This is a genomic window from Streptomyces sp. NPDC045955 (genome assembly GCF_056430805.1).
This window is the reverse complement of record NZ_JBWKKY010000030.1, coordinates 20,717-45,221: the sequence shown is the minus strand read 5'-3', so window position 1 is coordinate 45,221 and position 24,505 is coordinate 20,717. Positions and strand designations below refer to the sequence as shown.

Genomic DNA, 24,505 nt, shown 5'->3' with positions numbered 1-24,505 from the left:
GCCAACCGACATGAGATGAGGCAGCAGCATGACGCTCATCAGCCCGAACACCGTCCTCGCGAACGCCCTGACGAACGTGGAGGACGTCCTCGCCCCGCGCATCCGCGCCAACAGGCCGCAGCGGATCGCCCTGGTGGTGGGCACGCAGATCAACGGCGCACCGCACGTCGGAACTTCGCTGGTGCAGTCGATGGCGTTCGCCACGGCCGCCCGGCTTCACGACCGCCACGGCCTGCCCGTGGAGGTCCGGTTCTCGGCACTGGACAACGCGCCGCACGAGCTGGTCACCGACCCCGTATCGGGGCACCGCTACCAGAGGGCCTACGCCCAGGCCCTCGGTACGGACGGCATCGCCCGCCTGGTCGGCACCCTCTACCAACCCCTGTTCGACGCCCTCTCGGAGCGGCTGGCCGTGCCCTACGGCGTCGAGACCTACTCGCAGCAGCAGGCCACCGGCCTGTTCCGGGAGACGTGGCTGCGGGTGCTGCCACGCCTGGACGCCGCGAGCCTCTGGCTGGCTCCCTCCACGGGAGTGCCACACCTGCGGGTGCCCTGCCCGCACTCCTGCGGGTGGGCGGAGAAGTACGCGCAGCGCACCCGTGTGGAACTCGCCGGCCGCAGCTTCGCCCGCGTGTCGGCAGTCTGCCTGCACCACGGCCCCTACGCGGCCACCATCACCCCAACCGGCGGCGGCTACCTCGACCTCGCCACGCTCTACCGGAACATGGTCAAGGAACTCGCCGCGTTAGCGGAGGCCGACGTCCTCCAGGTGATGGTCAAGGGCACCGACTGGATGCCCGGGAGCCTCCTGGTTGACGGCGCGCTCCAGGCGGTGGGCCTGGCCCGGGGTCAGCTGCCCGCTCGGCTGTTCTGCCCGATGATCGTCGCTGAGACGGGCGCCAAGCTCTCCAAGAGCCTCATCCGCTCCGGGGAGGCGGCATTGCCCGCAGGCGCCGAACCGTGGATGCTCGACACCCGGAAGTGGCCCGGCACTGTGGGGGAGTTCGCGGACCGCCTGCTGAACCTGGCGGGACTGCTGCTGTCCCACCCCCGGCACTTCTTCCGCTCGTACTCGGCTGCGGAACTGTCGCGGCTGATGTCCGTACCCACAGGGAGCCCGACTACATGAGCACCACCTCAGCCCGCGTCCTCGAGCTGAACCTGTACCCCCAGTACTTCGACCTCGTGGCCACCGGCCGCAAGAGCCGCGAAGTCCGGGTGAAGTACCCGAAGTTCGACGGCCTGGCGGTCGGTGACCTGATCCGGTTCGCCGTGAAAGGCACCGACCGGTCATGCATCACGCGGGTAACACGGGTTGCCGAGTACGCCTCGTTCGAGGAACTCCTGGACGCCGAAGGGCCGTCCCAGGTGAACCCCGAGGCGACCCGTGAGGAGCAACTGGCCAACATCCGGCGCATCTACCCGCCGGACAAGGAACGGCTCGGGTGCCTGGCCATCGGTATCGAGCTGGTCGACTAGCCCCACACACGAGGCCCCCGGCCGCCCCCTCGCTTGAGGGCGCGCCCGGGGGCTTTTCCGCGTTCCGGACCTGTTGACGACCTGATGCGCCACAGCGCACAAGGCTTCGCCGCTTTCAATGCGTTCACCACAACTCCGGCCGCTCTGCCTGGTCCTCGCCTCCCCGCGCTCCGGCCGGACACAGTTCGCCGTCGTCTGCTCCGAGCACGGCGACGTCGGCGAACCGCACCACGTCAAAGTCATGACGTACACCACCAGCCACCTCACCCGTCTGGGCACCCGGCTGCTGGCCGCCGCCTACACCAAGGCGGACTTCTGGATGCGGCGCACGGTCCTCCTCACCGACCATGCGCTGGCCGCGCTCGCCTGCCGTGACCCCGCCGTCGCCCAAGACCTCGCCGCGCGGCAGCTGGCCCCGGAATTCCTCCACGACGCCCAGACCCTGGGCGCGGCCGTGGACGCCGGCATCGACACCAGCCACTGGGAGGAACGCCGTGAGAACATCCGCGCCCACGGAGCCTCCGAACTGCCCCGCAGTTCGACTCGACCACCGAGGCCAAACGGATCTGGGCATCGCTCTACGACCACTACCCGACCATCACGGCCGCCCTAATCGACTTACTCACCGACCTGCCGCCCACCTGGCGCGAGGACCTCATCACCCACAGCTCCCTCTCCCCCGCCCCACCCGCCCGGTGACACCGGAGCTCCACGGAGCGGAAACCGCGCCATACGACGACCAGTCCTGGGAAGACTGCGAGGCCTGCGCCGAAGCCCAAGACTCCTGCCGCTTCCACAAGGGCGCCTACGACGGCATGGCCTACCAGGCCGACCTGATCAAAACGCTCCTGACCGACGACGTGGCCACCGAGTACCTCCAGCAGCGCCACGCCGAACTCCACGAGACCGCAGCCCGGGCGGCGGCCGCCGACGCGAGCACCCCCGTCACCGCATGACGCCCCGGGCGGCCGTCGACCTCCCATCCGGCCGCCCCAGCGCTCCACCCCGCCTCGTTGAATGGACCTCCACATGCCCAAGCCCGTCATCAAGCTGACGTCGTTCGGCTACCTCCACATTCCCCAGGACGGTGCGGGCCGCCCCGTTCCGCCGCAGACCGATCGCATAGAGCACGTCCGCGACCGCCTCCGCCGCCCGGCCACGGCCCGCGACATCCTCGACCTCGAAGGCCTCAGCTTGTCTTTCACCTCCCGCCGAAGTGCTCGATCAGTGGTGGAGCGATGTGGTGAGGCGTTGCAGTGCGGCGTGGGCGGGTGGGCCCCGAGTTGGGCTTGCCTCCGGGGCGGCCGTGGACACCGTCGAGTGTCGCCCTTGCCCGCCCGCTGAGATCCTGGAATCACCATGCGGATCGCCTGCAACAACTGGCTTGCGCAGGCCCCCAGCTCGTGCGGCGGGGTGATTACGCCGTAATCACTCCCGGTGGGCCGGCGTTGCCGAGGCCGGGGTAACTACGACGTGTGTAGTCGCTCAGACGGCCGTCGTAGTGAGGGCGGGGCCTACCACCCCCAGGGGACTCCCCCGACCCTCCGTCAGACGATTCACATTCTGTGAATCGCCTCCGGGCGGGCACACTTCAACTCATGGCAGGTCGCACCCGAAAGCCCACCCCCCCGACAAAGCCCCTGGTCAAGCAGCGAGTCCAGATCGGAAAGCTGGACGCTGTAGCAGTCGTCGGGGAACTGCGGCAACTCCATGAAGATGCAGAAGACCCCACCGTGGAACGCATGCCTGCAGACAACGAGACGTACGGCGCGCTGCTCTATGCCGAGAAACATGCCAGCTCATTGCGCCACCTCCCACCGGAAAGGCAGCAGCAAGCTGCCCTCAAGCGCGTGCAGCTGTGGCAGTACCTGCGCGAGCGGGCTGACATCCATCAGGCTCGAGCTGTTGCCGATGCCCGTGCCGCAGGTACCGAGTGGCAAGACCTTGCGCCTGCCCTCGCCGTCAAGGCAGCCAGTGCTGCCTACAACAAGGCCAAACGGCTCCAGGCTGCAGCCTTGGTAGATGCCATTCCTGGGGCAGAGCCTGTGCGGCGCACCCCCGAGGCCGTAGCGGAAACCGAACAACGACTCATCCGTGAAAGGACAGCCGAACGGCGAGCTCAGGAAGCTGCCCAGCGCAGGCATCATGCACTGATGCCTGTGGCACGTCGGCTGCTGGAACACCGAGATGGTCTCGTCCTCGATGAGGATGCCGAGTACTGGCTGGACGAGGTAGCCGAGGTACTGCCCGACTGCAGCACTCCCACCCAGATGGTCAGTCTCCATCGCTACCTGAGTGCTGCGGTGCGGGCCCTGAGCAACGCGGAGAAGCGTTTGGCCCGACCCGCGGCAACCACGAACGAAGCACACCTCGTCCTGTCTGCAGCAGTTGCGTTCCTGGCCCAGGAAAAACTGCAGCAACCGCCCTCCTAGAGCGGGTGCTTGCTGGGAGGGTGTGTCACGGCTGTCGAGAGGCGAGCCGTCGATACTCGTACCGGTCGGTCAGTGCAAGATCCGCCGCCAGCTGCTTTGCCTGGACAACGAGCAGATCTACTCGTCCTTGCCCGGCTTAACGGCGTCGCTTCGCCAGTCCCGGGCCCCGTGAAGTGATTACGGCGTAATCACCCACGGCGTCGGAGGTGAGTGTCGTCGGCAGGGCAGCGGGTGACTTCCGTCGGGCCCAGCAGTGATTACGCCGTAATCAACAGGAGGTCGCTTCGCCGCACAGTTCGCCCGATGGCTCTGCCTGAGGCAGTGCGGGCTTGGTGTGCTGGCGGCCACGTTCGCGCCCTGGGCAACCTGACACCCGTTTGACCACGAAAGCCCGTAACGCAGCGAATGCTTCCGTGGGACGGCAGCGTCTGCACGGCCTCCACCAGCTTGCCGCGGACCAGCTCGGTGCCCCGGCCAAGAGCACCGACCTGTCCGTCCACCCCGTGAGCACCTGGCCGCTGGCCCGCCGAACTCAACGGCCGCCCACGCAACGCCCGGCTGGGAAACCCCGGCCGAGCGCCTGCACAAACTGCTCGTGGCCTGAGTCCGGCTATGTGCTGACCGCGTGGAATCAGCCGACCGGCCAGGTGCGCTTGGCCGCCCGGGTGCCGAAGCGCTGCCAGCCGATCTCCGGAAAGTCGCGCCGCAGTGCGTCCACGTCCACATCGGCCGACCTGGTCAGGAAGCTCCTGACCGACGACGCGGCCACCGAGTACGTCCAGCAGCGCCACGCCGAACCCGCAGTTAGCGCCGCCCCGTCGGCCAAGGCCGACGCGAACACCACCACCAAGTGAGAGCCCGGAGCGGCCGTCGAGCCCAGACCGGCCGCCCCGGCACCCCACCGACCACGAAGGAAAGACGCCTGTGCCACCAGCCCCGGTCACACTGACGTCGTTCGGCTACCTCCACCAGCCGACCGACGCCGACGGACACGCCACACCCCACACCCACCGCCGACCGCATCGAGGACGTACGCGAGCGCCTACGCGACTCCGCCGCCGCCCGCGAAATCCTGGACCTGGGCGGCCACCACCACCGCGTCCAGGCCGTCGTCCTTGCCACGCCGGCGCCCCCGAGCTGCGCGATAACCTGACCGCCTACGCCCAGCTCCCCGCCGGGCCCCGCCGCATCGCCATCGGCTGCGCCGGTGGGGAGCACCGAGGTGTTGACCGGACTACCGAGCGACTCGCCGGGCCACGGCACATCCCCCAGTCGGTCTACTCGGTAGATGTTGCGCATCCAAACGAGCAAGGAGCGCAACGAAGTTGGACGAGTACTCGCGTGATCTCCGATCGATTCGCCTAGCGCGATGGGGCCGTGTGGCCGCGAACCCGGGCGTGGTGCCGTGGCTGGTCTTCGATGAGGAGGGGCGGGCTGTCGAACCGGTACGCCGGTACCTGATTGATTTCGTCGCCCGTTACAACCGGCCCGGCAGCGTCCGCAGCTACGCCTTCGACCTGTTGCGATGGTGGCGGTGGCTGCGAGTGGTGGATGTTCCGTGGAACCAAGCCACTCCTGCCGAAGGGCGGGACTTCGCGTTGTGGCTGGGGGCGACGGCCAAGGTTCCCAACGCTGCGCGGACGATTTCCACCGCGACAGCGGGCACCGTCAACCCGATCACCAGGAAGCCCTACCTGGATGACCACTACAAGCCCCGCACCATCCGGCACAGCAACGCGGTGATCCGCAGCTTCTACACCTTCTGGATCGAGGCCGGCGAAGGCCCGCTGATCAACCCGGTGCCTCTGGCGCGCTCCGAGCGCCGCCGTCCCCACGCCCACCACAATCCGCTCGATCCGAATCGAGGCGAGGGCCGGCTCCGATACAACCCGAAAATCCCACGCCGTCGGTCCCGGCAGATGTCGGACGAGCGGTGGAACGAGTTGTTCGCCGCGCTCCGCTCCAACCGAGACCGGGCGATCGTCGCGCTCGCCATCAGCAACGGCGCCCGCGCCTCGGAACTCCTGGGCATGAAGGGGGTCGACGTGGACTGGGGCGACCAGCTCGTACGCGTGGTACGCAAAGGCGCCCAGGCCGAGCAGTGGCTGCCCGCGAGCGCGGAGGCGTTCATCTGGGTCCGGCTCTACCAGAGCGAGGGCACGCCGCTGGACCCACAGGCCCCGCTGTGGTGGACCCTGCGCCGACGTGATTACGGGGCGGGCCGGATCCATCAGCCGATGAACTACGAGGCCCTGCGGGCGGTGTTCCGCCGCGCCAACGCCCTGCTGGAGACGAACTGGTCCATGCATGACCTGCGGCACACCGCTGCCCTGCGCATGGCTCGCGACAAGCGTCTTTCGCTGCGTGACGTGCAGACCATCCTTGGACACGCACACCTGAGCACCACCGCCGACATCTACCTGGTCGAGGACGAGGAGCAGGTGGTCGCACGCGTCCAGGAGTACCTCGCCGACGTCAAGGAACGCGCCGCCCTTCCGCCGCCTTCGCCGGCCACCTGCTACGAGGCGAGCGACCTGGACGTGCTGTTCGGCGGTGAGCCCGCATGACCCGGCAAGGATCGCGGCGGGCCAACTCCGTACGGCTGGCGGGAACCGGACCGGTTCCGCCGCGGCCATTGTTCGTCGACCATGAACTGAAAGCTGACGAGGGACGCGTCGGGCCCCACGATCACCTGACCCGCGCCGAAGTGCTCGCGCTGCTGCCCACCTCTCCGTCCTGGCCGCCCCGCGATTCCAAACCGGACCGGGACCGGGGGCACATGCGGCTGCTGAACGCGGCCAAGATCTTGGACTGGCTCGCGGATCACCCCGGCGACGGGTGGCAGGAACGCTGGCGGGCGGTCGGCGCCGACAGCGGGAAGGAATTCGTACTCGCCGCCGTGCTGGGCGGCGACCAGAGTGAGTCCCAGCGCAACGGGCTGGTGGCAGGGCTCAACTGCCTGATGATGAGCCGGATCGTCCTGCCGGGATACGCCTTCCTGCGCGGCTACAAGGCATTGCGGCTGTTCAAGGACGTCCAGCAGATGTTTCCCGACGGGGACCTGGACACCATGCGCGACCACGGTGCCGGGCTGGGCATGACGCCCCGACACGTCGATGAAGGCTTGCGCCTGATCTCCGCGATGGTCCTGCACACGGGCCGTGACCTGCATGAATTGAGTGCTGAGGACATCTTCCACGTCCGGGCCCTGGGCCGCCGGCTGCGAGGTGAGGCGTTCATCGGGACCCACACGGCCTGGGAACTGCTGCGAGGCGTCGGCGTCATCCAGTCCAAGGAGACCCTCAAGGACGCTCTGCGATTCGGCCAGCGGCCGACCGCCGAACTGGTCGACGCCTACAACATCCAGTCGACGGCGATCCGGAACGTGCTGGTGCGGTATCTCGACGAACGCCGTCCTGGTGTCGACTACGGCAGTTTCCGCGGACTGGTACGCGAACTGGTCGGTGTCTTCTGGGCGGACATCGAGGCCCACCATCCCGGCATCGACACTCTCCGGCTCCCTGACGACGTCGTCGACGGCTGGAAGCAGCGGCTCGTGACCTACGTCCACAGCAAGAGCGGGGAGGTCAAAGAGCGACGGGGCCGTATCGCCGTGATGATGCGCGTTCGAGGCTTCTACCTCGACATCCAGGAATGGGCGCACGAGGACCCGTTCTGGGCGCAGTGGGCCGTCCCCAGCCCCATCACCCGGGGTGATGGGGCTGGGAACCACAAGATCTACAAGGAGACCACCGCACGCATGCACCAGCGAGTGCGCGAGCGGCTCCCCCATCTCCCGTTGCTGGTCCAGACGGCCGAGCGAGTCCACCGTGAGGCCGTCGCCCTGCTGGATGCCGCTCGTGCCACCCCGCTTAATGGGATCTTCGAGTACGAGGGGACGAGCTACGTGCGGGAACTGCTCAAGGTGAACCAGGTTCCCAGCCGGCTGGACCACGGATCGCCGCACGTCTACGTCCGGCCGGTCGGTGCCACCGGCCGCCGGATCAACCAGAGCCTTGTGGAGGACGACGCCTTCTGGTCCTGGGCGGTCATCGAGACCTTGCGCCACACCGGAGTCCGAGCCGAGGAGCTGACGGAACTTACGCATCTGGCTCTGGTCTCCTACCGGTTGCCCGAGACCGGAGAAGTCGTTCCGCTGCTTCAGATCATTCCGTCCAAGAGCAACGAGGAACGGCTCCTGTTGGTCAGCCCTGAACTCGCCAGCGTCCTCGCCACCATCATCAAGCGCCTTCGCGACGCCAACGGCGGCAAGATCCCGCTCGTTGCCCGCTACGACTCCCACGAGCGCCTTACCGGCCCGCTGCTGCCCCACCTCTTCCAGCGGCGGCCCTACTGGCAGCCGCAGGTCATGAGCGAGGCCGCAGTCAAGCACAGGCTCGATCGAACGCTGGAAGCCACAGGCCTGCGTGACCAGGCAGGCCAGCCGCTGACCTACACACCGCACGACTTTCGCAGGATGTTTGCCACCGAGGCCGTCACCGGCGGCCTGCCCGTCCACATCGCCGCCCGAATCCTCGGACACAAGACGCTGACCACCACTCAGGCATACCTCGCGGTCTTCCAGGACGACCTGGTACGGACCTACCGCGGCTTCCTCGACCGGCGCAGGGCTGACCGACCGCAGGACGAGTACCGCGAGCCCACCGAGCAGGAGTGGCACGACTTCCAGCAGCACTTCGAGCTCCGCAAGGTGTCACTGGGCACCTGCGGAAGGCCCTACGGAACACCCTGCAAGCATGAACACGCCTGCATCCGCTGCCCTGTGCTCCAAATCGATCCGCAGCAGCGGCCCCGCCTCATCGAGATCACCCGCAACCTTCGTGAACGCATCACGGAGGCCCGTGCCAACGGCTGGCTCGGAGAGGTCGAAGGACTCCAGGTCAGCCGCAACGCCGCCATGGCCAAGCTCACTAACCTCAACCGGACCTCCACCGACGGCCGGCCACAACTGGTCGACCTCGGCATGCCAGTTTTCACCGACCACTCACCAGATCTGGCCCCGAGTGCCTCCTGACAGAGGGCATGAACCGCACACAGCCGCTATTGGCGGCTGAGGGTGCGTGTGATCCCGGCGGCGATGGTCGTTGCGAGAACCCAGCCGACGGCGATCAGTAGGTAGGACAACCACTGATAGAGGCCGGTAGGGGCGAAGGCGCTCCGCTGACCGAAGTCGACGATGGGCAGCAGAAGGTCCAGGGTGTAGACGGGGGCATTGAACCCTGGGCCTTTGCCGGGCTCGACCGGGGGCGGATGGTGCATGCCAAACGCAACTGAGCCCAGAAGGAGCAGGGCCAGAAGCCAGCCACCAGCACGCGTGGGACGGAAGCCGTAACCCACGGTCACATCCTGGAGATAACCCCATAGCTTGGCGTACCAGGGAAGAGCGGCCCGGCGTCGACGCTGCTTGGCGAGTTGGACTGTGCGGGCCTCGGCGTCGTCACCAACGCGCCGGTAGGAGGCCGCGAGCTGCTCATAGCTGTGAGGGACAAAACCGTCTATATCGCGCTGTAGCAATGAGAGCCGGTCTACGGCAGGAAGGCGCGGAGTAAGCGCCTCGTACGTCAGTCCCTCCAGGCGCACCTTGGTCGGCCAGACCTGTGGTTCCGCCTCGATGACCTTGAAGGTGGCGTAATGCATCTTGACGTCGCCGAAGACTGATCGAGCATCCCGCAGCGTCAGCTGGGTGGCTTCACAGCTGCTGATGCCCAGCGCGACTCCGCCCGGGTTGCTGAGCCTGGCTTCGACGAAGGAGATCCATCCTGCGACCTTGGCACCGGTAAGTCTGACCCGGCCCTCAGCCGTGAGGCCACCAGCGTTGAGGACTGTCCCAACGGTGAGCCGCGCGGCATCGAGGGCATCACCATTCGCGTTTCTGACCTGGCCATCTTCCAGGTCGACAGCCCCTTCGACATGCGCCGTACCAAGGCGGATGCCACCCTGCGCCACGAGGCCGGGCGCCCATACATCAGCGCCCACAGAGGCGTGATCAAGTTGGAGCGCCCATCCATCACCAGACCCGAGATGCGCGCCGTCCAGGAAGATCCCGCTGGAGATCTCGGCGTTGCTCAGCCGGACGCTCCCCGCTATCCGGCAGTTCGTGAGCCGAAGTGCGCCGTCGACACGAAGGGAGGTGGCCGCCAGAGCGGGAAGGCAGGACCCGCTGAAGTCGAGCTGGCGGGCCTGCGTCCCGTCGAGCTCCAAACCGTGCTGGAAGTGGCAAGAGGTCAGACGGATCGGATGGCGTATCTCTGCGTGCTGGAGGTCGAGGACGCCGGTGATCGCCGCCCCGGCAACGCGTAGAGCGGGCGCCTCGCCGGATTCGGATGAACCACCCAGGATGAGGGTTCGGATGACGTCAGCCCGCACAGTCCGTTCCGCCCCCTGAATAGTCGCGGGGTCCTCAAACTCGTCTCGGCGAACGTCGATCGCTACACCACGCGGGAACGCCTGCCAGATGCGACGTTCCAGAGGCGTCAGGTCTGTGATGTCCATCCGCAGGACCCTATCCATTCAGGCACTGCGGTACAGGAGGAGACGGCTCCCCTGGCCTTACAAACGGCCCCCAGGGTCAGTCCCCTTAGTCCGGAAAAGGGCATGCGCACTGGTCGAACTGCTCGCCCAGCGCATCCTGAAGTACGGCGTCCGGTCACCGTCGAACACCTCCACGCCCCCCTCCCGCGCGTCCTCCAGGCCGACGGTGAGTCAGCCAGCGTGAATGCGGTGCGGGCACGGGCCCGGCACAATGCACTCCGGCGACCAAGCCGTGGTAGACGCGTTCCGCACGCCGCTCGCCGCCCGTAAGAAGCCCGGCCCGTGGCAGCCTCGCGACGACGTGGCGATCGAGATCGGCGGCCACGTCGCCCCCGGGTCCGCACCGTTCCCAGCCGCCACCCGACACCGTGGGCCTGGTCGTCGTCGACCCAGCCACCGGCACCCCGCTCACTGGCGGCATCACCGCCAACCGCACACGCATCGTCGGCACCTGGTCCACGGTGTACGCGCCGCTCACCCACGCGGCCGCCGGGAAGCCGATGCCCGACCCCACCACCAACCCTGCCGTCTTCCAGCTCACTGTCTCTCACCCCACTGCAAAGACGGTGGACACAACGAGGCCCCGTCCCACCCAAGCCAGGTGGGACGGGGCCTTTTTGCGTTTCAGGGGTTGGAAACAAAAGGTTCCAGTCGCTCGACTCGCTCGAACGCCGGAAGGCTTCGTCAGGAGACACACGGGAGCCGGTCCCGCCCACCCGGCCAGCGCCCACATGGCCGAGCTCTGATACTGGCGTCTGAAGTGATTACGGCGTAATCACTTCATTAGCGCGCCCGTCACCTGCGCCCAGGCCGGTGGACCAGGCTCGGTCGACGGCGGGGGAGTTAGCTCGGCTTCTACAGGCCGCCTGGGGAGCAGGTGATTACGTCGTAATCAACCCGGGTCGAACAGTCCACTCAATTTGGTCTGACCAACGAATCGATATGGCAGCTGCTGCAGCCCCTGCCCACGGCGCATCAGCGATTGGTGGTCGACCCGACGTTGTCCAAGACAAGGGCCGGGCAGGACGGCTGCCGAGCACTCAGGGGTGGTGTTTGCGGACATCAGCTGCATTGCCAGGTGAACATCGCCCGGTCAAAGCGCCGATCGGCCAGGTCCTGCGGACGGATCAGCCAGTACAGCGCACCGTAGTCACCCCACATCATGCCCGCGGCATCCTCACTGTCGAACTGCGCCAGCAGCACCCAGCTGCCCGCCTCGTCCGACAGCCGGGGATCCTCCCAGGACACCCTCCCTTCCAGCACAGCTTCTGCGATCTCCATCTCCACCGGGTTCTGCACCGGGTGCGCATAGCCGCCGACTTGATGGCCCACTGTGTCGTCGAACTCCCACAGCGCGTCGAGGAACTCCTGAGCGCATACGGGATGGTCGTAGCGCTGCCCCAGCGGAGCACCCGGCGCGAAGGTCTCCCGGATACGCGGATGCCAGGGCTCAGGCGCCGTCATCTCCACCCGCGCTGTCAGCGGCACCAGCGGATAGGGCTGGAGCTCCCCCGGCGTTTCCCGATCCGGCGCATCTGCGCCTTCCGGTACGTAGAGCACGCGAGCGCCGGCCCAGCGGTCCCGGTCCTCTGCCAGCACGAGAGCATCGCCGTCATCGAGTTGACCGTCGAAGTAGAAGAACAAGAGAGATCCGGACTTTGGCAGGTCGATATCCAGTGTCTGGGCGGGAAGCGCCGCGCAATCGATCGATGCAATGAACGAGAGGGGCCCGTGTCCCTCCCACACGGGCCAGTCCACACCGGTCGCAAGCTTCGCCCGACCGCCGAGATGGCCGGCCGCACTGTCCGGGCCCGTAGCTACACCCAGTCGTACAGACGGTCGCAACAGCTCCAACCACCTCTCGGCTATGTCGGGAGGCAGGTGCTCGGAAGCGAGAGAGCGCAGAGCTTCTGGAGATCCATGAATCATGCGCCTGATCATGCAAGACGCCGCTGACAGGCGCCTCCGTCACCACGCGATCTGACGCTCACAGCGGTCGTGGAACGGGCATTGCCTTGTGAGTGCATGCACTTCTCCACCAGCGGACCGACCGCCCTTGCCGCCCGCTAGGCGTGCAACTCACTCCCAAGCCGCCCGCCGTGTTGTCGGCCTGTCCTGGTGGGGGCCGTCAACACGGGCTCCGGACGGCCGTTGCCCCAGCGCCTCATGTCCGAGTCGGGTGGCGATGTCTGAATTGACGTCGGCGGCCGTGCCCGTTGCCGCCCTGTAACCGCGAGACACGACGCGGGCGCCCCCGCCATGGCCACCAGCATTGCCGCCCAGGGTGAAGGCGGGAGCGTGACGTGCGTGCCTTGAAGCCGCAGTACCCGGTTAGGACAAACGCTGCGAGCGCTGTGAACCGCTGGGGGAGTATGCGCCTTTGCGTGGTTCAGGTCTTGCCAGGCGAGTCGCGGGTGTCAGTCGGAGGTCATACTGCTGTGCTAACTGCTGGCGTGCGCTGCTACTTGTTCAGCTTCTCGGTCGAGTGATTACGGCGTAATCAGCTGGGGGAGTGCTTGCAGCTCATCAAGTTGGTCTAACTAACGTGTCAATGGTGTAGATGATCTACGACGTTAGTATGGTGTCCTCCATGAGTTCGCCAGCCACCTCCAGCGACCGCGAGAAGGTCGTCTCCAAGCTGCCGGGATGGCTCCGGCAGAACCTCAAAATCAGAGCCGCCCAGCACGGCATCGAGATCCAGGCCGCCGTCGAACAAGGCATCACCGACTGGTGCAGCCTCGCCTCCACCCCAGACACCGTCGACACCGCCGGCGCTGACTCCTTTTCCACCTTCCTGCCCCCCGGGCAGTGGGAGGAGTTCCGGCAGATCGCAGCCGACCGGGGTGTCTCCCTGATCCAGGGCCTGGCCCAGTCCGTCCAGTTGTGGCTCGACGCCAACCCAGCCCCAGACATCGAGCGACCCGCGATCACACGCCGAGTCATCGTCTGCAACCAGAAGGGCGGAGTCGGCAAGACCGCTGTCACCGCCGGACTTGGCGAGGCGCTGGCCGAAGATTCCAACAGGCTGCACCCAGTACGCGTCGCCAAAGCCCTCACCAAGGCGCTGCGCGCGAGCGAGACACATGACACCCCCGAAGCGGGATCAGACCCGCTCGACATCGAGAACCTGCCCGGATTGGGCCTGCGGGTACTCCTCGTCGACTTCGACCCGCAGTGCCACCTCACCAACCAGTTGGGCGCCAGCCCGCTGCCGCTGAACGGCGACAGCCTCACCAACCACATGGCCGGCGACCCCAAGGGCGACCTGCGCGACCTCATCGTCTCCGTCGACGACGACACCTTCGGCGGCCGCCTCCACCTCCTGCCCGCCTGCAACGACGCCTTCCTACTCGACGTACGGCTATCCGCCGTCAGGGCCCGGGAAGCCGCGCTCGAGCGGGCCCTTTCCCCACTCGAAGCCGACTACGACGTCATCATCGTCGACTGCCCACCCAGCCTTGGCCTCAGCATGGACGCCGCCGCCTACTACGGCCGCCGACGCGACGGCGAAAAGCCCGGACAGTCCGGAGCGCTCATCGTCGTCCAGGCCGAGGACAGCTCCGCGGACGCCTACGAACTCCTCACCACTCAGATCGACGACCTGCGCGGCGACCTCCAAGTCGACATCGACTACCTCGGCATCGTCGTCAACCTCTACGACTCCCGCCGCGGATACATCGCCACCTCCTCGCTCCAAGGATGGGTGGACATAAAGGATCCAAGGGTCGTGGGACTCATCGGCGATCTCAAAGAGCAGAAGGAAGCAGTCCGCGTGAAGAAACCTCTGCTCTCCTACGCCCCCAAATCACAGCAGGCCGTCGGCATGCGGGCCCTGGCAAGGGAGGTCTCGTGAGCAAGGCCGACCAGCTCGGATCCGGCCGGTTCGGCGGGGGAGTGCGCACGGTCAGCGCCCGCCGCCAAGCCGTCGCTGCCGCCACAGGCGTCCCCACCGAGGGAATCGCCCCGCCCACAGAACTCCCCGTCCACCGGATCAGCCTCAACCCCGACAACCCCCGCTCCACCCTCGGGGACCTCACCGACCTCGCAGGCAGCCTGAAAACCCACGGCCAGAAGCAGGCCATCACGGTCATGAACCGCGACGCCTACGTCAAGGCCAACCCGGACCGCGAAGCCGACCTCGAACCGGACACCACCCACATCGTCGTGGACGGCAGCAGCCGCCTCGCCGCAGCTCGCGAGGCCGGCCTAGACACGCTCAAAGTCATGGTCAGCGACGACCAGGGCTCCACCCCCGAAGAACTCCTCGAATCCGCCCTCGTCGCCAACATCCACCGCCAAGACCTCGAAGAACTTGACGAAGCCCGAGCCCTCCAGCGCCTCCTGGAAATCCACGGCAGCCAGCGAGCCCTCGCCAAACGGCTCCACCGCTCCCAGGGCTGGGTCTCCCAGCGCCTCGCCCTGCTCAACCTGACCCCGGAACTCCAAGCGCTCATCGGCGACGAGCCCATCGATCTGCTGCGCGCCGTCGGCAACAAGCCCGCTGAACAGCAGAAAGCCGCCCTGGAAGAGCTCAAAGAGGAACGCACGGCCAAGGAGGCGGCTCGCACATCCAACCGCCGTGCGACGCACAGGGCATCAGCTGATGGCAAAGACGAAACGCTGGACAAGCCTGCCGGTGATTACGGCGTAATCACCGGCTCTACGGAAGAGGGCTCGACAACCAACAGCCCGAACGAGGAGCCGACGCCAGGCGGGGAGCCGTCGACGAGCTCGGCAACACCAGACGCGATCCCCGAGCCTCGTGCCGACTCCTCCTCACCGAAGGACAAGAACGCGAGCCTGGAACAGCAGGCACGCCGAGTGCCGTTCGACAGGCCCGGCGAACTCGCGTTGCTGCTAGACGTGAGGGTGGAAAACGACGACGCCTTCTTCACGCTCCTGGAACTACTGAACAGCAAAGCACTCGACAGGGACCCAGCGCGGGCTGGTCAGCTGGCGCGATCCCTCGCTGAGCAAGCAGCCGCACGCGCTGGCTGACTCACCTGCCCCGTTGGTACGCAGACGGCCCCACCCTCCAAAGGGTGGGGCCGTCTGCGTACCAACGGGGCGTGTTTCCCGAGAGCTGGATGTGTAGGCGCCGGACCGTGGCCGACGCCGGTGCTTCCCCAAGGGCGTAGGTGTCGCCGACGCACGAGTACGCGGCCCTGCAATCCCGCGGCTCCGCCGCCCCGGCTCCGGAAGACGAACACGTACGGACCTCAGCCTCCCGCTCCTTCGTTCCCCTTCGGCGGCGTCCCCCCGTGCGACGGTAGGGCGTCCGGCTCTGCGAAGAACTGCCAGATGGTGATGATGGCGATGACCTGGCCGATGAGATACGCGAGCTGGAGGGAGTAGTACCGCATCTGGTAGATGGACAGCAGTAGCCCCAACCGGCTCTGCCAGTAACGCCGTTCACCGGAGAAGGTGTCCAGGTCCAGCTCGATCGCGGTGACGGTGAGCACGAAGAGCATCGTCGATACGTACAGCGCCACGTTGGCAGAGCTCTCATCTAGCAACCCGACCACGAGGGCGTCGAGCCCCACGGGCAGCGCGAAGGCCACGGCGACAGGGAGCGCCTTGGCCGCTCCGCGCCGCCCGGGCAGCACGCGCCACAGCGCGCCGAGGACGAAGCCAGCCCCGGCGAACGTGGCCGTCCAGGAGACGAACGTGGTCAGCAGACCGGCGAAGCCGAGCAGATCGGCGAGGGTGTTCTGCCAGCCCTCGCCCCGTACCCACTGGGACCAGGTGTTGAGGACGGCGGCCGGGATCCCGGGCACGAGCGCGAAGCGGGCACCGCAGACACCGTTGGCCCACCAGTCGTCCCGCGGCCCCAGCGCCAGCACGGCGTCCACCACGGATACCTTGGCGGGCAACCGGTCGGGGGTGGCACCGGGCGCGCTGTTCACCCGCCAGTTGTGCAGCCTGCTCAGCCGCCGTTCGAGGGCGTCGCGTTTGGGCGGTACGTCACCGAAGAGTCCCTGGTCAAGACGGCGCAGCTCGGCGTGGATTTCACGGTAGGAACGAGCCTTGGCCAGCAGCCGCCTACGTGCGACCGGCCCGGCTGCCGTCCACAGCGGCCGTCCGGAGACTTCGAAGGGCTGGGCCAGGACCGAACGGTGGGCGAGGAGCGCCGTGACCCCGTAGAGGGCAAGCATGTAGAGGGGGATCCACAGGAACTCCAGCAGCGCGTTGTCGATGTGGTTCTGGGTGTCCAGGCCGACGACGAGGGGGAAGAAGGCGAGGAAGGCGATTTGGTCCGCCGGGTGGTCCAATGGGGAAACTCCGGCGGAGTGGTGCCGGGTGTGGAGCACGGCGATCACAGCCAGGCCTGTCAGCCACCAGGCGTGGTCGATCAGCAACAACTCCTCGACGTACGAGACGGACCACATCGCCTCCCAGACGAAGTCCAGCCGGTGCTCCACGCCGAACTCGTGATCCGCCCGGTCCATCAGCCAGCTGGCCCCCTGCCAGTTGCGTTCCTCCACCAGCGCGAAGCACACGGCCATCGCAAGCGCGATCGCGAGGACCGCCGGCGCGGCGACACGAAGCCGGAACCGCCGGTCCCGGCCAGGGAAACGGCGGCTCTTCGGCAGCAACTGCCCATCGGCGGCCAGCCGCCAGGCCGCCGCGGCGAAGGCCAGCATGAGGAGAGCGATGAGGCTGAAGGAAACCGCGACATGCCGGGCGATCGCCCACTCCAGGCCGGCGTAGCCGTCCGTGGCGACGGCCTTGCTCACTCCTGTTGCCGTGTCAACGGCGTAGAAGCCGATCGCAGCAAGCGGCAATAACGCCACGGAACCAGCCGACAGCCACACCCGACGTGACGGACGGGCGAAGGCGAACAGAACGACGACGGACGCCAACGCAACCGTGTGCTCGGCGACGAGTTGCAGGCCAAAGTCCGGCTGGCCGACCACATGGTGCACGATCACTTCTGTCAGGCCGTCCGCGACGGCGAGCCCGTACAGGGCGACAGCAGCTATGGCCCATGTCCTGAGGTTGCCCAGAGGCCCGTAGGGAGAGTTCGGTGCGCCGAGGTGCCGTCGATAGCGCCGGGCCGCCGTCAGCAGCAGGACCCCCATAGTGGAGGCCCACAGCACGGCGCCGAGAAAGTCCAACCCCACGGCGGTCAGATGGCCGTTCCACACCGCCCAAGAACGTTGCCAGGGCGGCCGGAGCACGGCGGTCACGGCCAGTTGCTCGGGCAGCCCGTCCGCCGTCAGCCGCTTTTGGTCCACCTTCCCCGGCCGCCACACCAGGGCCGTGGGCCCGTCGCCCGCTCTTGGCTGGGGCTCCGCCCGTTCGACGCCGGGCCGCCCGGGATCCACGGTGATCTCGTCCCACCAAGCGCCCAGCAAGGCGTCCGGCGGAGCCAACGACACCTTCCACTCGTCCACACCGGTGGGCGCGACCCGCCACAGCCCCACGGCTGTGTAACCCTGGTGGTCATCGACCCAGCCGTGCGCCACGTAGACGACATGGACCCGCCCGTCCTTGGAGGTGACGGCCGGGTTCCCAGTCCGCTGTTCGTGCCAGTTCGGGTCGTCCCGTTCGGCGTCGGTGAGACAGGCCATGGCCGCCGCGTACGACCGGCTGTCCTCGCTGAGCAGCAGATCCCGCGCCGGCGGCCACGTGCTGGGAAGTTCGACCGTCAGCTCGGTGACGATCTTGGTGTACGTCGTGTCGTCGTGCTCCAACCGCACCGAGGTACGTACCTCGGCCCCCGCCAACCTGGCGCTCCGGCACTCGCCATCGGCCACCGGCTCCGCCGCTCGCGCGGGCCTCGGAGTGACCAGCGTGCAGATCAGGCCGGCTATGACCACCAGAACCCACGCGACCGCACGGCTTCTCAACAGACACGTCCCTCCGACGACTTGTCTCAATTCATGACCCACGGAACGCCGTTCAGAACATTGCGTTGTCGTTCGCCGACGTCTCCGGCATGTCCTGGATCACGTCCCAGTGCTCGGACTGATGAGCTCGCATGCTGAGGGGGGTGCGTACTCGCAGCGAAGCTCGCAATTCCTAACGCTGAGCGAGCCATACAAGCGTCGATCGCCGCCCGTGACCCGGGATTCTCATGCCGGAGGGGCCGGACCTTCGCGGTCCGGCCCCTCCGGCATGAGTTCCGTGGCATGCCGCCTGGCCAGTTGCAGATCCGCCTCCGCATCCGATCCCAAACAGCACCAACATGTCTGTGGGAGCGTCCAGGTCACGCACGATGCCTTTCACCGCGGTCGGCCGCCGTTCGAGTGCTGTGACCCGAGCGCGGCACCGGCAACGTCCTGTCCAGGCCTCTCTTGATCACCGTGTGTGGTGCAGTGCGGACCGGTTGTCAGTGCCTGCTGTCACCATAGGCGGCCTTGGTCATGTGGCTTCGGCCGGTCAAGGCCGGAAATCCAGCCGGGCAGAAGCGTTTTGCTGTCAACGATCACTAATCAAGCCACCGCGTGGAGTGGTTCCGGCTGGCGGATTCAGGTCGATGAAGGATCGTGCTGAGTAATCGTCATCTCCAGCGCCATCCTGCAGGGCATCAGCAAGACTCTTCGAACTTCACCGCGTTGAGCGTCACGGGCTGGCCTTCGAGCTTGGTGCCCGCGGCGGGGTTCTGGGAGCAGACCTTCCAGTTGGACTCGATGACGATGATGCGGCCTTGTCCGGAGGCGTCGTTGACGGTGATGCTGGTGCTGGGATCAAGGGCTTCGCGGGCGACCTTGACGGACTTGCCCTTGAAGTCGGGCATCGTCGATCCGGGGGCCTCGGTCTTGGCGCCCTGGTCTACGGCGGGGCAGGTCTCTTCGAGCTTGACTACGGCGAAGTCGACCTTGGTGTCGGTGGGGTGCTCCCCAGCTTTCGGGGTCTGGGAGCAGACCTTCCATTCGCGGTCCAAGATCTGGTTTCGGCCGCGGCCGAGGGAGTCGTGCGAGGCCAGGTTGTAGAAGCCTGCATCTTGTGCCTGGTCCTGTGCGGACTGCAGCCCTTTACCGATCATGTCCGGAAGGGAAGCGGTCGCAGCGTCGGTCGTGGTGTCGCGGGTAGCCGTGGGCCTGTCAGTCGGGGTGTTGTTCTGCGTAGTAGCGGGCTTGTCGGCAGGAGTGCTGTCCTGGCTGGTGCCGTTGCCTCCACACGCGGTGAGGCTGGCCAGTGCAGTGAGGCAGACCGCGGCGAGTGTGGTGCCTACGCGGGTTTGCATGATCCCCCCAAGGGGCGTGCGTTGGCGAGAGGCCAGCTTGAGTGACGTTAGGGACTGTGAGACGCATAGGGCATTTCTAGGCAAAATGTTCGATTTCATGATAAACCTCAGCCCGGTCGATGCTCACGCGCCAGGGATCACAACCTGATGGAGGCGGAGACAGAACTGGCCGGAGGGTCAGTCGCGGGAGGGTGGTGCCGATCGAACTAAGGGCGTCGCAGAAGGTTTCTGACGTGGCGGAGTTTCTGGTCCCACCCCGTCCAGCCGCACCTCGGCGGATCCGGCCGGAGCTGCCCGACCCCGAGCAGACAACCAGGTAGACCGACTACACGCTGCCGACGCCAGCCCCGACCATGAAGCCGACGACGGCTGGTAAGCGGAGCATGGCCGGCCGCCCGCAGCGCTACGCGTCGGGCTCCTGACGCAGGTCCAGGAAGCAGCGCAGCCGTACACCGGGCTCGCCGGGCTCCCGAGTCGTGCGGTCCGCCGGCGCGATGGCGTACCGTGCGGCGAGCAGCTCCTGGACCGCGAGCGCGGTTTCATCATCGGCGGCCGCGATCTCCACTACGGCCAGGCCCGGTTCTGCCACATGCGCTTCGTTGATCGGTCTCATGAAGGGCACTACGCGCGGGATGACCGCCGAGGTTCTCCGATCCGGCAGTGTTCACCCGACCGAGTTCGGAGCCGCATCGCGCCGACCTGGGTGCGCGTAGCGGTCACGCGCGTGTGTTGATGTACCGCACGCCCGGGCCCCACTTCTCCATGGCCGGTGCCATGCACCACTGACACAGAGGGTTCTCTGGGGCTGATCGTGTGGTGGACAGTGAAGCGCGAAGTCTTTGTGCAGCTCAGCGCCAGTATGCGTGACCGTAGCTTGTGCAACAGGTGTGGTGCTATCCCCAGATCGAGCGAGCGGTATGCCCCGTCCCGGCAGCCCGGCTTGTCGCCGCGAGCGATATGGCCTGCGGCGAACGATGGCCGGAGGCTTGCTCAGCGGCGTGGATGGTCTTGCGTCTGGCGGCCGGCCGCCCACGCTCGCCGGGTGCCCTGAAGGGCGGAGGGTGGATCAGGCGTCGAGTCGCCGCTTGGCGAGCCAGTCGACCATGGCGGGGTCGTGGTGGTCGATGAACAGCGTGCCGCCGGTGTCGAGGTGGCGATGGCGCGCTGGGGCCTGTGGCCGTACGCCAAAAAGTGCCTGGTGACGAAACGGTTCGGGGCCCTCGTGCAGGAGTAGCGTCAAAGTACCGGGAGCATTTCGAGCACCAGCTTCCACGCAGGTACCGTTCCCGGCGAGCAACGAACACCGGGCTGCCGACGGGCATCCCGGGGGCAGGTCCGCGTCATGACCACGATCCTCGACCGCACCACACCGCGCGACCTCGCCCCAGGGCTTCCGGTGCGTTTGTCGCTCACACCGAAGACCACACTCGCAGGCCAGCTCGACGGCGCCTGGTGGCCCTATACCCGCCACCTGACCGCCGAGCTTCCGCCACTGGCGGCCGCCCTCGACGGACCATGGGGCCGCATCACCCGCGTCACCGTAACCCCAGCCGCTGGCCCGTCATCCCCCGCAAGGTGTCAGTGGACGGCCGCAGTGTGAACGTCGGATGGTTCACCGAACAGGACGCGGACAAGCTCATTCTGCTCTCCTTTACCGTCGGCCGCTGGGACCTCTTGGTGATCCCGCCGGAGACCGAGCCCGCCGCTGCGGCCCGGCTGATGGCCGCGGCCGCGATCCCCGGGAGCGTCCTCAAGGCGGGCGTCCTGATGGCCAACGAGGCCGCCACCGAGCGCGGCATGCGCGACAGCCGGGACTGGGAAGACACCTGGGAAGCCGAGGGCGGGGCGTGCATGTCGCCCTATGGGCACATCGGGCTGCGCGCCAGGCCCGTGCCCGGGAACACCGAGGGGTGACAGGCATGGAGACCATCGTCGTCGCGGCGTTCCTCATCGCAATCGCCTTGGGCATGCGCGTGATCCATGTGCTCAACGCGCAGCACGACGCACGCATCGCCGCCCACCACTGAAGCGACGCCTTGCCCGGCGTCGGTAGGCGTCGGCGCAGGTAGGCGGGCGCCCACGGCCGCCGCCCCGGTCGGCCGCACGGACCCCACCTGATGGCACAGACCTTCCCTCGCCGAAAGACTGCACCCTCTTGGGAACGATCAAGACCGATACCGAGGACCTGCCGTCGAGCGGGCGGGCAGAAGTCCGCATTGTCGCGGCCTCTCCCGAAACCGCCCGGGCGGTCACCGAGATCCTGCGCCGCTGCTTCGCCGGTGGGCGGAGATCCTGGAGCGGCACTTCCCGCCGGAGCTCCCCGACCCTGACCACACCACCGAGTAGACCGACCACGCTGCCGCCGTGACCATGACTCCGACCACGGCTGGTCAGCCGGGGTGTGGCCGCCGCCCGCAGCGCTACGCGTCGGGCTCCTGACGCAGGTCTAGGAAGCAGCGCAGCCGTACACCGGGCTCGCCGGGCTCCCGAGTCGTACGGTCCGCCGGCGCGATGGCGCATCTGCCTACCGCCGCGTCGAGGAGGGGGCCGAGTTCGCGGACCACGGTCGTCAGAGCGCGGACGTCCCGCTCGGCCCGGGCGATCAGGATCGCCCCTTCCAGGGCGCTGATCATGAGCGTGGCGAGCGCGTCGGCCCGCTCGTCCGGTACGCCCATGTCCGTCAGGGCCCGGGCCACCGGCCCGGTCCAGGTGGCGAACGCGGCGGCCGCGGCCTCCCGCGTGGACACGGTGGACTCCGCGCAGTCCACCGTGGCGGCCGCGACCGGGCAGCCGCCCGCGAAACCGGCCGTCTCGTACTCGTCGGTCCACTGCCGCACCATCTCGGCGAACAGCCCGCTGGGCGTCGGCTCGGGCAACGCGGCCAGAAAGCGGGCGACGCGGTTGCCGGCGTACCGCCCGGCCCAGCCCACCGCCTCGTTGACGAGCTGCTCCTTGCCGCCGGGGAAGTAGTGCTGCAGCGAACCGCGCGGCGCCCGGGCGTGGGCGGCGACGTCGCGCATCCCCGTGGAGGCGACGCCGTCGCGCCGGATGAGCTGGGCCGCGCTGAAGACCATCCGCTCGCGTGGCCCCCGTTCGGGCGCTGCCATTCCCGCCTCCCACTCCTCGGTCTTTCCGGAGCCCACCCTATGACCGCCGTCATAAGGCGAGCTACTATGACCGCTGTCATAGTCAGACGGCGGCGGCAGCTCGCCCTCGGATCCGGCGGAAACGGCGGTGTGCATCGTGGCGTACGTGGGTTTCGTCGGTCTCGGGGTTATGGGGCAGCCCATGGCGCTCAACCTCGCCCGCGCGGGGACACCGCTGGTGGTGTGGAACCGCAGTCCGTCCAGGTGCGAGCCCCTGCACGCGGCCGGAGCCGAGGTCGCGGCGAGCCCCGCGGAGGTCTTCGACCGGGCCGGCACGGTGATCCTCATGCTGGCCGACGAGACCGCCGTCGACGCGGTTCTTGGGCGCGGCAACCCGGCCTTCGCCGCGCGCGTCGCCGGACACACCGTCGTTCACATGGGCACGACCTCGCCGGAGTACTCGGGCAGTCTGCAGGACGACATCCGGGCCGTGGGCGGCAGATACGTCGAGGCTCCGGTCTCCGGTTCGCGCGGGCCGGCGGAGCAGGGGCAGCTGGTGGCGATGCTGGCGGGCGACGACGCCGCCGTGGCGGCCGTACGTCCCCTGCTCGGCCCGATGTGCCGCGAGGCGTTCGGCTGCGGTGCCGTCCCCGACGCCCTGTTGATGAAGTTCTCGGTGAACCTCTTCCTGATCACACTGGTCACCGGTCTGACCGAGGCGTTCCACTTCGCCGACCGGCACGGGCTCGACCAACGCCTGCTCCGGGACGTCCTGGACGCGGGCCCGATGGCCAGCGCCGTCTCCCGGGTGAAGGCGCCGAAACTGCTTGCCCGCGACTTCGCCGTCCAGGCAGCGGCGACCGACGTGCTGAAGAACAACCGGCTGATCGCGGACGCCGCTCGGAAGGCGGGCCTGGCCTCTCCCCTCCTCGACGTCTGCCACGCCCTGTTCGACGAGACCGTGGCGCAGGGCCACGGCGGCGAGGACATGGTGGCCGTCCTGCGTGCCCTGGAAGCCCGAACGCAGGCCCGAGCATGAGCCGAACCGTCGAGCGGCGGGGGCGCGTGCACGCCCGGTCAGTGGGCGGTGCGGACGGGTGGGGCCACAGGCCCTGCGCCTGAAGCTTCGGCAGGACGCCCTCGCCGAACCAGTACGCCTCCTCCAGGTGGGGGCCGAGCAGCTCCTGGATGGCGAAGGCGGTCTCGTCATCGGCGGCCGCGACCTCGACTACAGCCAGCCCCGGCGCTGCGACATGCGCCTCGTTGATGTGCCTCATGCCTGGCACTACGCGGCAGGTGCCCGACGAGGTTCTCTCGCGTGGGTGTCTTCACCCGACCGGGTACGCCGCCGGGCGCGCGGCTAGACGCGCGTGCTGACGTAGCGCACGCCCGGGCCCCACCGCTCCATCACCGGGGCCATGCACCACTGGCACAGGGGACAGCCGCCGCGGCCGTACTTGTGGGTCTTGCGCTGGCACGTGGCGCACGGCCGACCTGGTCCCCCGGGCAGGTCAGCGCGGAGGGGTCTGGCTCAGTGACCGGCGGCACGGAAGTCGTCATCGTCACGTGTCCTGTTCTGAGCGACCAGCACCGGTCGCCTCACCGCAGGATATGACCTGAATGACACGGCTGTTCGATCAACCTCTGACTGGTTAGAGGCTTCCTTGATCACCGTGTGTGGTGCTGGTGGGACCGGTTGTCAGTGCCTGCTGTCACCATGGGCGGTCCTGGTCATGTGGCTTCGAGGGGGAGGCTTGTATGCC

Annotated in this window: 17 protein-coding genes and 2 pseudogenes; 12 read left to right on the top strand and 7 right to left on the bottom strand. The window is 67.7% G+C overall.

Annotated features, from left to right (window positions below; translation table 11 throughout):
- The first annotated feature begins 28 nt into the window (after positions 1 to 28).
- The 8 genes from AC07F0_RS36865 to AC07F0_RS36830 all read left to right on the top strand — a co-directional run bounded on the left by AC07F0_RS36865 (position 29) and on the right by AC07F0_RS36830 (position 8,946).
- Positions 29 to 1,129 (top strand): hypothetical protein, encoded by a 1,101-nt coding sequence (locus AC07F0_RS36865; RefSeq protein WP_478984374.1) that lies wholly within the window; start codon positions 29 to 31, stop codon positions 1,127 to 1,129.
- Entirely contained in the window at positions 1,126 to 1,479 is a 354-nt protein-coding gene (locus tag AC07F0_RS36860) for an ASCH domain-containing protein (RefSeq protein WP_478984372.1), read from the top strand. Before AC07F0_RS36865 ends, AC07F0_RS36860 begins: the two co-directional genes overlap by 4 nt.
- A gap of 118 nt (positions 1,480 to 1,597) precedes the next feature.
- The gene (locus AC07F0_RS36855) at positions 1,598 to 2,092 is read left to right on the top strand and encodes a hypothetical protein (RefSeq protein ID WP_478984371.1); all 495 of its coding nucleotides are present in this window, start codon (positions 1,598 to 1,600) and stop codon (positions 2,090 to 2,092) included.
- Between the two features lie 82 nt (positions 2,093 to 2,174).
- A complete protein-coding gene (locus AC07F0_RS36850) occupies positions 2,175 to 2,435 on the top strand; it encodes a hypothetical protein (protein WP_478984369.1) in 261 nt (86 codons plus the stop codon).
- Between the two features lie 642 nt (positions 2,436 to 3,077).
- Positions 3,078 to 3,911 carry a hypothetical protein gene (locus tag AC07F0_RS36845; protein WP_478984368.1) on the top strand — a complete coding sequence of 278 codons (834 nt, stop codon included), beginning with the start codon at positions 3,078 to 3,080 and terminating at the stop codon, positions 3,909 to 3,911.
- 413 nt (positions 3,912 to 4,324) lie between these two features.
- A complete protein-coding gene (locus AC07F0_RS36840; protein WP_478984366.1) occupies positions 4,325 to 4,765 on the top strand; it encodes a hypothetical protein in 441 nt (146 codons plus the stop codon).
- A 471-nt stretch (positions 4,766 to 5,236) separates the two neighbouring features.
- Complete coding sequence (locus AC07F0_RS36835; protein WP_478984365.1) at positions 5,237 to 6,478, top strand: tyrosine-type recombinase/integrase; 1,242 nt, start codon at positions 5,237 to 5,239, stop codon at positions 6,476 to 6,478.
- Positions 6,475 to 8,946 carry a tyrosine-type recombinase/integrase gene (locus AC07F0_RS36830; protein ID WP_478984364.1) on the top strand — a complete coding sequence of 824 codons (2,472 nt, stop codon included), beginning with the start codon at positions 6,475 to 6,477 and terminating at the stop codon, positions 8,944 to 8,946. The genes AC07F0_RS36835 and AC07F0_RS36830 overlap by 4 nt, the downstream gene beginning before the upstream one ends.
- A gap of 26 nt (positions 8,947 to 8,972) precedes the next feature.
- Here AC07F0_RS36830 and AC07F0_RS36825 read toward each other — a convergent pair whose 3' ends face one another.
- Both AC07F0_RS36825 and AC07F0_RS36820 read right to left on the bottom strand, forming a co-directional pair.
- Positions 8,973 to 10,424 (bottom strand): membrane-associated oxidoreductase, encoded by a 1,452-nt coding sequence (locus AC07F0_RS36825; RefSeq protein ID WP_478984363.1) that lies wholly within the window; start codon positions 10,422 to 10,424, stop codon positions 8,973 to 8,975.
- Positions 10,425 to 11,525: 1,101 nt separating this feature from the next.
- On the bottom strand, positions 11,526 to 12,392 hold the full coding sequence (locus AC07F0_RS36820) for a YwqG family protein (RefSeq protein ID WP_478984362.1): 867 nt from the start codon (positions 12,390 to 12,392) through the stop codon (positions 11,526 to 11,528).
- A gap of 661 nt (positions 12,393 to 13,053) precedes the next feature.
- On the opposite strand from AC07F0_RS36820, the gene AC07F0_RS36815 reads away from it, so the two are divergent.
- Together AC07F0_RS36815 and AC07F0_RS36810 are read left to right on the top strand one after the other, a co-directional pair.
- Positions 13,054 to 14,316: a ParA family protein gene (locus AC07F0_RS36815; protein WP_478984360.1), complete on the top strand. Its 1,263-nt coding sequence runs from the start codon at positions 13,054 to 13,056 to the stop codon at positions 14,314 to 14,316.
- Positions 14,313 to 15,461 carry a ParB/RepB/Spo0J family partition protein gene (locus AC07F0_RS36810; protein WP_478984358.1) on the top strand — a complete coding sequence of 383 codons (1,149 nt, stop codon included), beginning with the start codon at positions 14,313 to 14,315 and terminating at the stop codon, positions 15,459 to 15,461. The genes AC07F0_RS36815 and AC07F0_RS36810 overlap by 4 nt, the downstream gene beginning before the upstream one ends.
- 221 nt (positions 15,462 to 15,682) lie before the next feature.
- Here AC07F0_RS36810 and AC07F0_RS36805 read toward each other — a convergent pair whose 3' ends face one another.
- From AC07F0_RS36805 to AC07F0_RS36795, 3 genes are all read right to left on the bottom strand, one after another.
- Positions 15,683 to 18,223, bottom strand: coding sequence for a DUF6185 family protein (locus AC07F0_RS36805; protein ID WP_478984451.1), 2,541 nt, complete (start codon positions 18,221 to 18,223; stop codon positions 15,683 to 15,685).
- A 773-nt stretch (positions 18,224 to 18,996) separates the two neighbouring features.
- Complete coding sequence (locus AC07F0_RS36800) at positions 18,997 to 19,656, bottom strand: PASTA domain-containing protein (RefSeq protein ID WP_478984356.1); 660 nt, start codon at positions 19,654 to 19,656, stop codon at positions 18,997 to 18,999.
- A gap of 403 nt (positions 19,657 to 20,059) precedes the next feature.
- Complete coding sequence (locus tag AC07F0_RS36795) at positions 20,060 to 20,269, bottom strand: DUF6207 family protein (RefSeq protein ID WP_478984355.1); 210 nt, start codon at positions 20,267 to 20,269, stop codon at positions 20,060 to 20,062.
- Positions 20,270 to 20,998: 729 nt separating this feature from the next.
- Between AC07F0_RS36795 and AC07F0_RS36790 the strand changes: the two are divergent.
- Positions 20,999 to 21,327, top strand: a pseudogene (locus AC07F0_RS36790) (DUF5994 family protein); the annotation flags it as partial.
- 749 nt (positions 21,328 to 22,076) lie between these two features.
- Here AC07F0_RS36790 and AC07F0_RS36785 read toward each other — a convergent pair.
- Positions 22,077 to 22,763 carry a DUF6207 family protein gene (locus AC07F0_RS36785; RefSeq protein ID WP_478984354.1) on the bottom strand — a complete coding sequence of 229 codons (687 nt, stop codon included), beginning with the start codon at positions 22,761 to 22,763 and terminating at the stop codon, positions 22,077 to 22,079.
- A 136-nt stretch (positions 22,764 to 22,899) separates the two neighbouring features.
- Here AC07F0_RS36785 and AC07F0_RS36780 point away from each other — a divergent pair, with 136 nt between their 5' ends.
- Entirely contained in the window at positions 22,900 to 23,781 is an 882-nt protein-coding gene (locus tag AC07F0_RS36780; protein ID WP_478984353.1) for an NAD(P)-dependent oxidoreductase, read from the top strand.
- A 142-nt stretch (positions 23,782 to 23,923) separates the two neighbouring features.
- On the opposite strand, the pseudogene AC07F0_RS36775 reads toward AC07F0_RS36780, so the two are convergent.
- Positions 23,924 to 24,019, bottom strand: a pseudogene (locus AC07F0_RS36775) (DUF6207 family protein); the annotation flags it as partial.
- Positions 24,020 to 24,505 lie beyond the last annotated feature (486 nt).